The following is a 14,155-nucleotide window of genomic DNA, read 5'->3' as shown; positions in this document are numbered from 1 at the left end:
CTAGTCCTCGCGTTGCCGCTAGTCCGTCGCGATGGCCTTCAGCACGTTCATCCGCCCGGCCCGGAAGGCCGGAAAGAGCGCGGCCAGCAGGCCCACCACGGCGGAGCCGAGGAAGACGACGCCGATGGTGGTCCACGGGATGCTGAGCACCCCCAGCCCGGCCAGGGCCAGCAGCTTCTGCGCCGCGATGCCCCAGCCCATGCCCAGGGCGACCCCCAGCACCGCGCCGAACAGGGCGATGACCACCGACTCCAGCCGGACCATCCGGCGCAGCTGGCGCCGGGAGAGCCCGATGGCGCGCATCAGCCCGATCTCCCGGGTGCGTTCGACGACCGAGAGGGCGAGGGTGTTCACCACGCCGAGGACGGCGACCACGATGGCGAGCGCCAGCAGGGCGTAGATCATGTTCAGCAGCTGGTCCAACTGCTGCTTGATCATGGCCTTGTAGTCGGCCTGGTCGCGGACCTTGACCTGCGGGTAGTCGGCGGTGGCCGCCTTCAGCGCCGCTGCCGCCTGGCTCTGCTGGCCGGGGGACGCGGCGGCGAACATCATGTCGTTCAGCGGGAACTCGGCGGCCGGGAGGTACTTCTTCGCGTCGGCGATGTTCATGTACATCGCGCCCTTGTCGAAGACGGTGTCGTCGGAGGTGATCGCCCTGACCGTGAGCTGCGCCGTGCTGCCGCTGGTGAAGGCGACCTTGAGCCGGTCGCCGAGGACGACCTTGTGGGTCTTGGCCCAGCCCTCGGGCACCGACATGGCGCCGGCGGCGTAGGCGTCGATCAGCCGTCCCTGCACGGTCTTGGCCTGCAGGTCGTCGGTGTAGGACGGGGTGGCCGCGGCGATCTGCGTCTTGTCCCTGCTGCCGTCGGGGGCGATGACCGTGGCCGCGACGTCGGTGCGGTCGGTGACATGCGCCAGGTGTCCGGCCGCGTGGATCGCCTGGGCCGCGGCCGGGCTGATCGGGTTGCCGTTGCCCGACTGGATGATGAAGTCGGCGCCGACGGACTTGTCCATCTGGTTGGTCGCCGAGGCCACCATGGAGTTGCCGACCACCGACAGGCTGGCGACCAGCGCCAGACCCACCATCAGCGCGGCGGCGGTGGCACCGGTGCGGCGCGGGTTGCGCAGCGCGTTGCGCTCGGCGAGACGGCCCACCGGGCCGAACATCCGCAGCGTGACCGCGCCCAGGATCCGCACCACCAGCCCGGCCAGCAGCGGGCCGACGACCACGAAGCCGACCAGCGTCAACAGCACACCGATGGCGAGCAGCCCGGAACCGGCCGAGGTGGTGGACGAGGACGCGGCCATCGCGAGCGCGGTGCCGCCGGCGGCAGTGAGCAGCACACCGAAGGCGGCGCGGACCCGTCCGGCGCGGGCGTCGGCGGGGGTACCGGCGTCGCGCATGGCGGCCATCGGCGAGATCGCGCCGGCCCGGTGGGCGGGCAGCATCGCGGACACCACGGTCACCACCACACCGACGGTCAGACCGATCAGCGGGGTGGCCGCCTTGATGGTCAGGTCCGCGGTGTTCAGGTGCATCCCCAGCGCGCCCATCAGCTTGATCAGGCCGACGGCGAGGCCGATGCCCGCGCCGATCCCGGCCAGCGAGCCGACGACTCCGAGCAGCACCGCCTCCACCAGCACCGAGCGGTTGACCTGCCGGCGGCTGGAACCGATGGCCCGCATCAGCCCGATCTCCCGGGTGCGCTGGGCGACCAGCATGGAGAAGGTGTTGACGATCAGGAAGACGCCCACCAGTACGGCGATGCCGGCGAAGCCCAGCAGCACGTACTTCATGGGGTTGAGGAAGGAGCCGATGTCCTGCTGGTTCTGGGCCGTCAGTTCGGCGGCGGTCTGCACCTGGTAGCCGTGCCCGCCGAGCGCGGCGACGACCTGCGCCTTGAGCTGGTCGTTGCTGACGCCGGGGGCGGCGTCCAGGGCGAAGTCGGTGTAGGCGGTGCGGGAGCCGAGGAGCACCTGCTGGGCGGTGGGGGTGTCGAGGTAGACGACGGCCGCGCCCGGGTTGGTGGTCCGGAAGGTGGCGATGCCGGTGATGGTCACCTTGGTGTCGCCGGGTCCGGCGATCACCCGCAGGGTGTCGCCGATGGCGAGGTGGTGCTTGGCCGCGGTGTCGGTGTCCAGTACCGCGTCGCCGGGGGCCTGCGGGGTGTGGCCGGAGGTGATGTCGACGGCCTTGGTCTGGGTCGGGTTCCAGTTGCCGACGATGGTCGGCGCGCCGGTGCTGGAGCCGATGTCCTGGTTGCGGCTGTCGGCGACGGTGGCCTGCTGGCTGCTGACCTCGGGCACGACCCGGGCCACGCCGGACACCTTGGCCAACTGGGCCTGCAGGGAGGCGGGGAGCGTGTCCGGGGTCCCGGTCTGCTGGGCGTTGTCGACCTTCGGCGGGCTGACGGTGACGTCGGACGAGGTGGTCGCGAAGAGCTTGTCGAAGGTCGCGTTCATGGTGTCGGTGAACACCAGCGTCCCGCAGACGAAGGCCACCGACAGCAGCACGGCCACCGCGGAGAGGGCCATCCGGCCCTTGTGGGCGAGGAAGTTGCGCAGGGAGGTCCGCAGCACGGTCATGACGTCCTGCCCCGGGAGTCGAAGGACTTCATCCGCTCCAGCACGGCGTCGGCCGTCGGTGTGTGCATCTCGTCGACGATCCGTCCGTCGGCGAGGTAGAGGACCCGGTCGGCGTAGGAGGCGGCCACCGGGTCGTGGGTCACCATGACGATGGTCTGGCCGAGTTGGTCCACCGAGTGGCGCAGGAAGCCGAGGATCTCGGCGCCGGCCCGGGAGTCCAGGTTCCCGGTCGGCTCGTCCCCGAAGATGATCTCGGGGCGGGCGGCCAGGGCCCGGGCCACGGCGACCCGCTGCTGCTGGCCGCCGGACAGCTGCGACGGGCGGTGCTTGAGCCGTCCGGCCAGCCCCACCGTCTCCACGACCAGGTCCAGCCAGACCCGGTCGGGGGTGCGGCCGGCGATGTCCATCGGCAGGGTGATGTTCTCCAGCGCGGTCAGCGTCGGCAGCAGGTTGAACGCCTGGAAGATGAAGCCGATGTTGTCCCGGCGCAGCCGGGTCAGCCGCTTGTCCCTGAGCCTGGTGATCTCGGTCCCGCCGACCCAGATCTTGCCGCTGGAGGCGGTGTCGAGACCGGCCAGGCAGTGCATCAGCGTGGACTTGCCGGAGCCCGACGGACCCATGATCGCGGTGAACTGCCCGCGGGGAATGTCGACGTCCACCGCGTCGAGCGCGACCACCCGGGTCTCGCCGCTGCCGTACGCCTTGGTCAGTCCCCGCGCACGGGCAGCGTACGACGAGTGCGCTGTGCTGCCCTCAGCCTGGTGACTCGATACGGACGTGGTCACTGGAGTTCTCCTGAATGCTCGACACGGGCGTGCGTCCTTGTGTCTCAAGCCTCCTGGAGCGGGCATGGCGCAACCATGGGGCACGTCACCGGGTCTGGGGTGGGGGTAACCCCACCCCACCCGGCTGCGCGGTACGGCACGGCCTGGCGGCTACGGGCGGACGACGGCGTGCATCAGACCCCGTGCCCGCTCCGCCGCCGTGTCGTCGTCCAGCAACTGGATCTCCTGGTTGGCGGCCATGGCGATGCCGATCAGCCCCGACACCAGGCCGTCGGCGTCGACCCCGGCGCCGATGTCCCCCGCGGCCTGCGCGACGACGATCTGCTCACGCAGGAAGGCCCGCCAGCGGAGCACCGTCTCGCGCAGGTAGCTGCGCAGCTCACCCGGCCGACCGTCCAACTCGCAGGAGGCCGCCGTGACGAAGCAGCCGTTGGGGAACGGGCTGTCGGCGAGGTAGTCGCACCACCTGTCGATCACGGCGTTCAGTCGGGCGGCGCCGGGATCGGCCCCGAGGCCCGGCGTCACCACGGCCTCGATGAACATGTCCACCGCCCGCGTCAGTGCGGCAAGTTGAAGCTCCGCCCGGGAGCCGAACGGACCCACCACTCCGGCCTTGCTCATGCCGAGCGCCTCGGCGAGCGAGCCGATGGTCAGGCCCGAGAGCCCCGTGCTCGACGCCTGCATCACGGCCGTGCTGACGATGCGGTCGCGGGTACGGCGGGCCTCGTCGACGGATTTCCTCATGCCCGCAGCTTACCGAACGCCCGTGTGCTAATTTTTGCCGAACGAGCGTACGCCAAAGTGGAGGGGATCCCGATGCGCGTCCGATGGCTGGGCTGGGCCGGAGTGGAACTCGAAGCACAGGGCGAGAGCCTGGTCATCGACCTGCTCGGCCGCCCCGAGGGAGTCCTGGAGGGCACCCCGCTCTCGGCTCCGCTGCCCAGGGTCACCCCGCCGAGCACCGAAGGGGACGTGCTCGCCGGGCTCTGCACCCATCTGCACCGGGACCACACCGACGCCGGAGCACTCGCCCGCGCCCTGCGCCCCGGCGGCCAGGTGCTGCACCCCCAGCCCTTCGGCGGCGACGCCCACGAGAACCTCTGGCTACTCAAGGCCGACGGCGAACTCACCGAACGGAAGCTGCCCAGACGGCCCATGGCGCTGTGGGAGACCACCAGGATCGGACCCTTCACGATCGCAGCCGTCCCCGCCGTCGACGCCCTCGGAGACCCCCAGGTCTCCTGGGCCGTCGAAGCCGGCGGCAAACGCGTGATCCACCTGGGCGACAGCATGTTCCACGGCTACTGGTGGCGAGCCGCCCACCGGTACGGCCCCTTCGACGCGGTACTGACCCCGATCAACGGCCCGACCCTCTGCTTCCCGCACTGCCAACCACCGAGCCCCTACCCCGCAGCCCTCGACGCCGAACACGCGGCAGTGGCCGCACGCCTGCTGGGCGCCAAGGTCGCACTACCCATCCACTACGACGGCTTCCACATCAACGGCGTCTACACCACCCAGCCGGAGGAACTCCCCCGCTTCCTCGACGCCGCCTCCACCGAGACCTACCAGGCCCTCACCCCGAAACAGGGCGAAGCCCTGACGCTCTGAACAGCAGCCGGCCCCAAAACAGCCCTCCGGCCAGCGGCTGCCGGGTGCCGAGTGCTGGGTGCCGTCGAATTCAGACCAGGTCGGACACACTCGCCCCGACGGGGCTGCTCCGCCGTCCAGTTCAGACACTCCGCGCGAGAGCGCGAGAACGTAGCTGACAGCCCGTCCGGCCTACGAAGTCCCTCTCAGCAGCCTTCGTCGTCAGCGAACCCAATCCTTCAACGGCTCGGTGTCCAGAGTGATCCCGACCGGACCGGGCAGTTCGACGGTCTTCCCGAACGGGCGTCGCGTGAGCGTTGTGTACGCGCCGTCCTCGGGCTCGCTGTACACCAGGGACTCGCAGGAATCCCGGTCGATCAGCAGGTACACGGGGATGCCGGTCTGCGCGTAGGCGCGCGGCTTCTCATCCCGGTCGCGCCTGTCGGTGTCGGTGTCGTAGGACGTCACCTCGACCACCATCTGCACCCGGTCAGCGTTCGCCCACTCCCCCTGCCCGGCAAAGCTTCCCTTGGGTGCCAGTGCCCCGTCAGGTTTCGCATGGCCTTTTCGACAGGTCTCGACCTTCAGACCACGTTCCGGATAGAGCCACAGGTCCGGACGCTGTTGCATACAGTGCTCCATCACCCAGCGGACGATCTCATCATGATCCCCGTCCGGCACAGCCTTGACCCCCAGCTTCCCGTGGACGAACTCCAGCCGAACGCCCTCACGCTCAGCGGCAGCGGCAATGCGTTCGAACTCCTCCGCCAGCATCTGCGGCCGATCCTCTGTGACAGTCACCGCACACCTCCGCTCTCCGCGCACACCCTGGACACACCGCACAGTCAGTCCAGGGATTCCACCGCCAACAGGACGGAGCGACGACGGACCGACAGCCACGAAAGCCCCGGTCGGAGTGGTCCGACCGGGGCTTTGGGGTGAGCCGCCTTCGGGATTCGAACCCGAGACCTACGCATTACGAGTTTTGGCCGAGCAGGCCCCTGACCTGCGCAAATGCAGCCGCCATCTCGTCTGACCTGCATAAATCCCTCTCAGTGGCTCTCAACGTTTCTCGTGAATTCTCGTCCTCATGCGGACTGAATCCGTACTCCAACGTGCGAGCTCCTGGCCTCCAGTTCACGCCGCCGAGGGCCCTGCAGGCCAGCGCAATCGGAGCCTCACAGCGCCCTCCGCGCACCATGATTTTCGCACCAGGAGCCACGGGAGTCGACGGGTTCAGCATTCGCAGGCCAGCTGCTCCACTCTCCCTATCGCTACGCAGTGTGCCCACCCAACGGCCTCCAGTCGCTCCTCTGGCCGCGCGGCGGCACCAGGGTTCCGGTCTTGTGATCCGGACGGCGGGGCTAACTCGAATTCTTGTGGCCCGGAAGGCTGCGAGGATGCCGGCGTGGTGGACATGGAGGAGTGGAATCGCGTTCGCGGGGGCCTGCGCTTCGGGCAGCGGCTCTCGGGGAGGGTGGTCCGGGTGCCGAGGCCGGGGGCGATGGGGATCTTCATCGACGTCGGCCTGCCCGTTGGTGGCTTCGTGGACGTGCTCCTGCTGCCGGTCGATGCGGACCGGTGGCCGCGGGAGGGCTCTGTCGTCGAGTTCGAGGTCTGGTGGGCCGACGAGCGACCGCAACTGCGACTCAAGCCGGTCGACCCCTGCTTCCTGCGAGACGACTTCGATCGGTGGCAGGCGAGAATGCGACCGGCCTGGGCCGCTGAGCGGGGACAGCCAGTACCCGTCAGCACGTCGTCGGCAGCAACGCAGGCCCGGGTCCACGCCTGGGTGGACGCGACGGCAACGCCCTTGGCAGAAGCGGACGTGGTGACCGGGTTCTCCATCGAAACCGAGGAAGCCTTGCGCGCGGCCGGATGGTGGCCCAGCCGGCGCGTGTCCGTTGATCCGTGGCGCGACGCCCTGGAAGAGGACGGCCTGGTGCACCTGCATGAAGCAGCCGAACGGTTCCTGGCCGAGTTCGGGGGCCTGAGCGTGTCACTGAGCGGGCCGGGCATCACCTGCGCCAAGACCCCCTTCGAGTTCGATCCCGAGCTCTGCGTCGGCGAGGGAGACCGGTTCGCCGACTGGGGTGAAACGATCGGGCGCGACCTCTTCCCTATCGGGGAGCTCGACCAGGGCCGGTTCTTCCTGGGCATCGACGAGCACAGCGAGATCTACCTCGTCGCAGACTGGATCGCGACGTTCGGCCCCCTCAAGGACGCCCTGGAGAAACTCGTCCTGGGCGTCCTTCCGCAGACCATCGCAACGTCATGAGCGCGTTCCACGTCGTGCAGATCGGGCCGTTGCAGCAGCCCGGCGAACTCCTGATCGACTGCAAGAGCAACTGGGCTCGGACACTCGCCAGTTGCCGACTAGCACAGCTCCTATCCGGGGGATCGAGAGACGGATCCGACTTCGCGTCGGCCCTACTTCAGCGATCTACACGGTCAGGCCGTCCCCGACCAAGAGGAAGACACCACCACGGAAGCCCGCCGGATCGGCGGAAGAGGATCGCTCTGCCTGAGTGTCCTGCGCAGAGGAGCCCAGCCAGCGGTCATCTGGCCGGGCCCCAGCATGTGGATGCCGCGCTCTACATGGCCCCCTCGACGGCGGTGGACACGTCGTCGACGAGAACATCCACGGTCAGTTCCGCGTAGGTCCAACCGAAGTGCTCGCCCAAGCGGAGTATGGGGTGCAGGCAGGCATCGATCGTGGTCTGTACGGCAGACCGGATCGCGTCCGGGGCAGGCGCGGGAAGCGAGACCGTCTGTCCCGCGCCATTGACGATCTCCTTGCGACCTTGGAGCACCCGCCACAGTTCGACGTGTGCGCCGCCAGAGAAAGGAGCTACCCCCAATCAAGTTCAGTATCAGTGGCGGCGCCATTTGTGTCTTCTGCGGTGCCTCGCCATTGGGCCAGGTCGTTGCGGGTGGCCAGCGTGTCCTTGTGATCTGGCCCAAGGGCGCGTAGCCGATCCGCGAGCAGTTCCTCATACGCGTTCACAGTGTTACCGGGACCGGCGGCCCCTGCCTGCCAGCGGATCAGCTCGCTGCGGGTGGTGAGTGATTGCGGATGATCGGGGCCAAGAATGCGCAGTCGATCTGCGAGGACACCTTCAAGGCTGCGTGCGGCGTTAGTGCTGTCGCCGGCCTCCCCGCACCGTTGCGCCAGGCTGTGACGTGTGGTGAGCGTGTCGGGGTGATCTGGTCCCTGGACGCGGAGCCGGTCCAGGAGTAGCTCCTGGTAGCCGGCGGCGGCACCAGCTGGATCCCCGACTTCTGCCTGCCAGCGAAGGAGCTCGCTGCGTGCGTTGAGGGTGTGCGGGTGATCGGGACCCAGGACGCGCTGCCTGTCGGCCACGATGGGTCCGAATGCGGCGAACGCGCCAGCCGCGTCACCGGATTCACCGCTGAAGCGGGCGAGGTTATGGCGCGTGACCAGGGTCAGCCGATGGTTGGGGCCGAGGACACGAAGACGGTCATCAAGCAGCACTTTCAAGGAACGGACGGCTGCGGATGGATCACCTGCGGAGCCGCGTGAGCACGCGAGGCAGTTTCGCGTGTTCATAGTGTCGGGGTCATCTGGGCCCAATGCCTGAACCTGGTCGGAGAGCAGGGCCTCATAGGTCGTGACGGCACCAGCGACATCTCCGGCGTGGGCTTGCCAGTAACCGAAGTTGTGGCGCGCCTTGAAGGCAGCGGGGTGGGTGGGCCCAAGAGTGTCCAGCACCTCTGCCAGGAGCGCTTTGAACGAGGCAGTTGCTCCGGCCGCGTCTCCTGAGCGCCCACGCCACCATGCGAGATTGTTGCGCGTCGAGATAGTGTCGAGGTCAGAGGCCCCCAGAACGCGAGTCTGGTCGGACAGCAGATGTTCGTAGGCCGCAACGGTGCCTGACGCGTCGCCCGCTTGGCCTTGCCACAGGGCGAGGAAATGGCGACAAGCGAGTACGTCCCGATGGTCTTGCCCCAGCGTGCGGGCTCCGATTTCCATCATGTGCTGGTGGTAAGCAACAGCAGCTGAGGGCTGTCCGCTCTCGCCGAGGCTGTGCCCGGTGCGGAAAAGCAGGTGGTGTGCACCGAACTGCCAGAGCAGTTCCCCGCTGTGGTCCGTAAGGACCTGGGAGTTGGCACGGAACCCCTGGGCGAGATCGGTGTCGCGTTCGATGCCGGGCCAGCTGTCGATGAGGGCGTCAGCTGCGGTCCGAGCCAGAAGGGAGCGGTATGCCGAGTCCATGCGGTCCCGGGCGGACCGCTGGATGAGCTGATGGACACGCACCGCGCGGTGCGGTGTGGCGGGAGTGTGGTCGATCAGGCCCAAGCGGTCGAGTGCTCGCAGTGCAGCCACCGCATCGTCTGCCGATACCTCCGAGATCGATCCGCTACTGTCAGTTGCAGCGGCCCTGCGCTGGAACGCGAGGAAGTCTCTGGCTGGCTTGCTGGTCAGGATCCGCTCGGGAATGCCGTTGGGATCAAGCATCGCAACGAGATCGAGCATGGCTCGGGCAAGGTTCTGAGGATGCAGCAGGTCGGCACGGTTCAGTGACAAGGTCCAGGCCGCCGCCACGGTGAGCGTCTGGTCATCCGGCAGCTGCCCGCCCCGGGGAAGGAGGTTTGGCAACCGTCTGGCCTGATCAGCGAGAAGGTCGCGATAGATGCCGACGTCCAGGGCGGCATCTACGAGGTAGGCGGCAGCCTGAGACAGGGCCAGAGGAAGGTAGCCAAGGTCTGCTGCCAAACCAGCCAGCTCGGCAGTGGAGTGGCCACGTCCCCCAGTTGCCAACGCTTCGGAGAGATAAGTGACCGCTTGAGCCTGTGTGAACAGTTCCACCCGCACGATGCTACGGCCACGCAGCAAAGAGTCGTCTCGTCGGCGTGTGGTGATCAGAGTGCGGCCCAGAGGGCTGTCAGGAGGCCACAGCCCCTTGATATCTTGGGGATCCGCTACGTCATCAAGGACCATCAACCAGCGGCAAGGACCAGAAGCACGCTTGGGCTGCAACCAGGCCAGAAACTGCTGTGCTGCTTGTTCGCGGTCAGCAGGCACCGACCCCAGGACGGCGCCAGCAACGCCAGCGTAAGCATCGACGATCGCCGCGCGCGTCCCTGCTGTCACCCATACCAATAAGTCAAGAGAATCAGTGTCCCAGGCCCGGCGGGCGAAATGCGCCGCAAGTTGCGTCTTGCCGACCCCGCCCATCCCCGACAGCACCGGACCAACCACCGCAGTACCGCCCCCTGCGACCATCCGTTCCAGTTGGGCAACCTCCTCTCGAAACTGGAAATATGCTGCGGGTCGGGGAAGGACGCCAACCTGATACGGAAAGCTGACGGGCTGCCGTTCCAACTGCACGAGCGTCAAGTTGTGGACGTAGCCAGTGACAGCAACACCACCTGCGATGGCTGTCGCAGAAGCCGTGTCCGAGACTGACACCTGTCCCACAGCCAATACCCCCGGGCTGGAGGGCGACTGCTGTGAGGACACCCCATTGTCACCACTGGGACCAACCAGCTTGGAGCACACACCCGGTTCACCCGCTGTGCCCGGCCCTTCTCCAGCAACAGGCTCGGCACCTGTGGCAGAGGGTGCATATTTTTCCCTTTTGCCCACTTCGCCTGACCCTCCCGTCAATTACGTCGTAGCAAGGCTGTGGCCCGGCCAGCCGTACTCGACACCCGTAATCGCGCGACTGCCCGCACCCTCTGCCGTGGCGTACCCCGTGTTCTCTGCAGTCGCTGAGCCCTCCCCCGCTCCGCCGGGGCGAACGATCCCTGTGCTCGCGCTGCCGCCGCCGCTGGCCTTCGCGGTGCCGGTGTAGCGAGCGACGTCTACCGGTCCAGCCACCTGCACCCCAGCCACCGCATGCAGCAGGGCCTGCGCGAAGGCCGTGTCGCGCTCGGCCACCTCGTCCAGCGCATCGACCAACCGTCGACGCGTGCGCGCGCTCAGCTCACCCTGGCCTGACTGCGCCTCCTCCTGAGCCCGCTTCAGTGCCGGATCCGGGCCCAGCCTCGCACTGACGAGCTCGTGAAGCCGGTCCATGCCCGCGTCCAACACCCGGTCAGTCTCCGTATCGGCCGGCCCCGCTACGCGCTTAGCCTTGCGGACCAACCACGCGAACACATACCCGACTGCGATTTCCACGCCCGTCAACACGGCCCCCAATCAGCTCCTGCGGAACGACGGTACTCGCGAACCGATTCCTCAGTGCACGTAATGGCTTGCGCGGGCCCGAGGCGATTCCGTGGCCGCCCCCAGACCGACAGTACGCAGCCGCGTACGCAGGCGTAACCAGGAAACGGTCAGTGGCCGAGGAGTCGGAGTATGCCTACAGGCCGCAGGCGTCAGCGAAGCGGTGGCAATCGTCTCCAATCTCAGCCAGGGCCCGGGTGCCGAGCTGGATGCCTAGCCCGGGGAGGCGCAGATTTACCTCCGCGTTCGGATGCGGAGGAAACGCCTCCTGCCCCGCCTCGAACAGCTCTTCTGCGGCCTGGCAGGCCGCCTCCAGCTGCTGCGGCTGGGCCAGTATCTGCCTGCCCAGCGCGTCTTCGGCCGGCTGCAGCTGGTCGGCGTACTCGCCCTGCAGCCCACCGAGAGCCGCCCGGCCCCGTCTGCGGTCCGTTCGCCGGTGCGGGCGGTCAGGTGAGTGGGCGCCTGCCAGTTGGTGATGACCCTCCTTGAAAGCGGTTCTGACCGTACTTCCGTGAATGATCTTCAGGATCCTGGCCCTCGGCTCCCCGGACGGCTTCTCTCGGCCAGCAGAGCTGCGGCGCACAGCGAGGCGTAGTCGGGTGCGCAAAGGTCGTGTCACCAGCTCCCGCTTAATCACGGAGAGGTGCCTTGGGACGGCATCAGAAATTGACTTCCCTGCTTGCCCTCCGCCATCTTACGAGGTTGCGCCGGTTGGCCAGGGTTTCGGGGTGGTCAGCGCCCAGCACCGTCAGCATGTCTTCCAGTAACTCGGCCGTCGCGGCTGCGGCTCCGGCCGCATCCCCGGCCTGCCCCCGCCAGTAAGCCTGGTTACCCCGCGCGACCAGGGTGTGGGGGTGGTCGGCACCCAGCACCCGCAGCTGGTCCTCCAGCAGGTCGGTGAACGCGGTCGCTGCTCCGGCCGCATCCCCCGCCTGCCCTCGCCAGTGGGCGAGGGTATGTCGGGTGGCCAGGGTGTCGGGGTGGTCGGCACCCAGCACCCGCAGCATGTCTTCCAGCAGGTCGGCGGTCGCGGTCGCTGCTCCGGCCGCATCCCCTGTCTCCCCCCGCCAGTGGGCGAGGTGGTGTCGGGTGGTCAAGGTGTCGCGGTGGTCGGCACCCAGCACCCGCAGCATGTCTTCCAGCAGGTCGGTGAACGCGGTCGCTGCTCCGGTCACATCCCCTGCCTCCCCCCGCCAGCGGGCGAGGTCGTGCCGAGCGGCCAGGGTATCGCGGTGGTCGGCACCCAGTACCCGCAGCATGTCTTCCAGCAGGTCGGTGAACGCGGTCGCTGCTCCGGCCGCATCCCCTGTCTCGCCCCGCCAGTGGGCGAGGTGGTGTCGGGTGGCCAGGGTGTCGCGGTGGTCGGCACCCAGCACTCGCAGCCGGTCCTCCAGCAGGTCGGTGAACGCGGTCGCTGCTCCGGTCACATCCCCTGTCTCCCCCCGCCAGTAGGCGAGGTCGTGCCGGGCGGACAGGGTGTCGCGGTGGTCGGCACCCAGGTGGTGGTTGGAAGTTTCGGTGAGGAGCTGGAAATAGTGACGTGCGGCGGTGGCCTGCCCGGCTTCGCCGAGACTTCTGCCTGTGCGGTGCAGCACCGGGTGTGTGTCGGGTTGGTGCAGGGCTCTTCCGGCGTGGCGAGTGAGGATTTGGGTGTTGGCGCGCAGGGCCTGGGCCAGGGCGGTGTCGGACTCGATGGCGGGCCAGGCGGCGTTCAGGGCGTCGGCTGCGCTGCGTGCGCAGTGGTCGTACCGCTCGAGGGTGAGGGGGTCGCGGGTGGCACGTTGGATGAGCTGGTGGACGCGGACGGCGTGGTGGGGGGTGGTGGGTGTGTGGTCGATCAGATGGAGGCGGTGCAGGGCACGCAGTGCACCGGCTGCCTCTTCCGCGGTGGCCTTCCGGAAGATGGAACCGTCACCCTCCGTAGCGGTGCGGTGGTTGGCGAGGTGGGCCAGGGCGGGCGGACTGGTCAGGACGGTGTGCGGGATGCCGTTGGGATCGAGCATCGCGGCCAGTTGCAGCATGGGCCGAGCCAGGCCGTAAGGGCGGAGCTGATCGGCACGTTCCACGGAGAGTGTCCAGGCGGCGGCGACGGTGGTGGCCTGGTCATCGGGTAGGGTTCCGGGTTCGGGCAACAGGTCGGACAGTTGGCGCGTGCGGTTCGCCAGCAGGGCACGGTAGGTCGTGACGTCCAGGGCGGTGTCGGTGAGGTAGGCGGCGGCTTGGGACAGGGCCAGCGGCAGATATCCCAGGTCCCGGGCCAGGTCGGCGAGAGCGTCGGCGGGTTCTTGACGATGGATGCTGGCAAGTGCAGTGGCCAGGTAGGCGGTGGCCTCAGCCTCGGTGAACAGGCCTACCGGTACCAGGGTGCCATGGGTGCCGAGGGAGCTGTCGCGGCGGCGGGTGGTGACCAGGGTGCTGCCGTGGGGATGGGCAGGTGGCCACAGGCCGCGCAGGTCGGCGGGGTCAGCGAGGTCGTCCAGGACGATCAGCCAGCGCGGCTGCTGGCCCGGTTTGGGCTCCAGCCACGCCAGGAACGCCCGCGCGGCCTGCTCGGGGTCGGCCAGGTCGATACCGAGCAAGTCTGCGCCGGCATGGGCGTAGGCGTCCACCACCGCCGGCCTGGTGCTGGCGGTGACCCACACCAGCAGGTCCACGCCGCCTTGCTGCCAGGTGTGCCGGGCGTAGTGGGCGGCAAGTTGGGTCTTGCCGACCCCGCCCATCCCCGCCAGCACCTGGCACACCACCGCCGTCCCACCCCCGACGACAGCCTCCTCCAGTGCACCGAGTGCGTCACGGTCCTGGAAATGCCCGGCTCGCGCTGGCAGCACACCGACCTGGTGCGGAAACACCACTGGGACCCGTACCGGCTGCACCACCGTGAGACGGCCCACTATCCCCGAGACCGCCACCCCGCCCCGGTCCGCACGAGCAACCCCCGTGTTCACCGCTGCCATCGACCGGGGGGCCGCTGGAGCGTGCCCCTGGGGGGTTGATTCGGGCA

10 protein-coding genes are annotated in these 14,155 nt (G+C 68.4%); 3 read left to right on the top strand and 7 right to left on the bottom strand.

The features are described 5' to 3' along the window. Positions 1–18 precede the first annotated feature (18 nt). The 3 genes from IF29_RS0114095 to IF29_RS0114085 form a co-directional block, all read right to left on the bottom strand. Positions 19–2,586, bottom strand: coding sequence for an ABC transporter permease (locus IF29_RS0114095; RefSeq protein WP_030253969.1), 2,568 nt, complete (start codon positions 2,584–2,586; stop codon positions 19–21). Continuing rightward, positions 2,583–3,371 carry an ABC transporter ATP-binding protein gene (locus IF29_RS0114090; protein WP_030253967.1) on the bottom strand — a complete coding sequence of 263 codons (789 nt, stop codon included), beginning with the start codon at positions 3,369–3,371 and terminating at the stop codon, positions 2,583–2,585. The genes IF29_RS0114095 and IF29_RS0114090 overlap by 4 nt, the downstream gene beginning before the upstream one ends. A gap of 150 nt (positions 3,372–3,521) precedes the next feature. Further along, a complete protein-coding gene (locus IF29_RS0114085; RefSeq protein WP_030253965.1) occupies positions 3,522–4,115 on the bottom strand; it encodes a TetR/AcrR family transcriptional regulator in 594 nt (197 codons plus the stop codon). 72 nt (positions 4,116–4,187) lie between these two features. On the opposite strand from IF29_RS0114085, the gene IF29_RS0114080 reads away from it, so the two are divergent. After that, entirely contained in the window at positions 4,188–4,982 is a 795-nt protein-coding gene (locus IF29_RS0114080) for an MBL fold metallo-hydrolase (protein WP_030253964.1), read from the top strand. A 201-nt stretch (positions 4,983–5,183) separates the two neighbouring features. Here IF29_RS0114080 and IF29_RS0114075 read toward each other — a convergent pair whose 3' ends face one another. Continuing rightward, complete coding sequence (locus tag IF29_RS0114075; protein ID WP_030253962.1) at positions 5,184–5,735, bottom strand: Uma2 family endonuclease; 552 nt, start codon at positions 5,733–5,735, stop codon at positions 5,184–5,186. Positions 5,736–6,378: 643 nt separating this feature from the next. Between IF29_RS0114075 and IF29_RS44890 the strand changes: the two genes are divergently transcribed. Beyond that, positions 6,379–7,239: an SUKH-3 domain-containing protein gene (locus tag IF29_RS44890; RefSeq protein ID WP_232242141.1), complete on the top strand. Its 861-nt coding sequence runs from the start codon at positions 6,379–6,381 to the stop codon at positions 7,237–7,239. A 573-nt stretch (positions 7,240–7,812) separates the two neighbouring features. Here IF29_RS44890 and IF29_RS43525 read toward each other — a convergent pair. After that, positions 7,813–10,395: a tetratricopeptide repeat protein gene (locus IF29_RS43525; protein WP_232242130.1), complete on the bottom strand. Its 2,583-nt coding sequence runs from the start codon at positions 10,393–10,395 to the stop codon at positions 7,813–7,815. Positions 10,396–10,593: 198 nt separating this feature from the next. Beyond that, positions 10,594–11,106, bottom strand: coding sequence for a hypothetical protein (locus IF29_RS43520; protein WP_157623735.1), 513 nt, complete (start codon positions 11,104–11,106; stop codon positions 10,594–10,596). Between the two features lie 298 nt (positions 11,107–11,404). On the opposite strand from IF29_RS43520, the gene IF29_RS0114040 reads away from it, so the two are divergent. After that, entirely contained in the window at positions 11,405–11,608 is a 204-nt protein-coding gene (locus IF29_RS0114040; RefSeq protein WP_030253957.1) for a hypothetical protein, read from the top strand. 205 nt (positions 11,609–11,813) lie between these two features. On the opposite strand, the gene IF29_RS41925 is transcribed toward IF29_RS0114040, so the two are convergent. Then, positions 11,814–13,982: a tetratricopeptide repeat protein gene (locus tag IF29_RS41925; RefSeq protein WP_051725323.1), complete on the bottom strand. Its 2,169-nt coding sequence runs from the start codon at positions 13,980–13,982 to the stop codon at positions 11,814–11,816. Between the last annotated feature and the right edge of the window lie 173 nt (positions 13,983–14,155).

This window comes from Streptacidiphilus jeojiense (assembly GCF_000719095.1).
GTDB classification, from domain to species: Bacteria; Actinomycetota; Actinomycetes; order Streptomycetales; family Streptomycetaceae; genus Streptacidiphilus; species Streptacidiphilus jeojiensis.
This window is presented reverse-complemented; position numbering and strand designations above follow the sequence as displayed.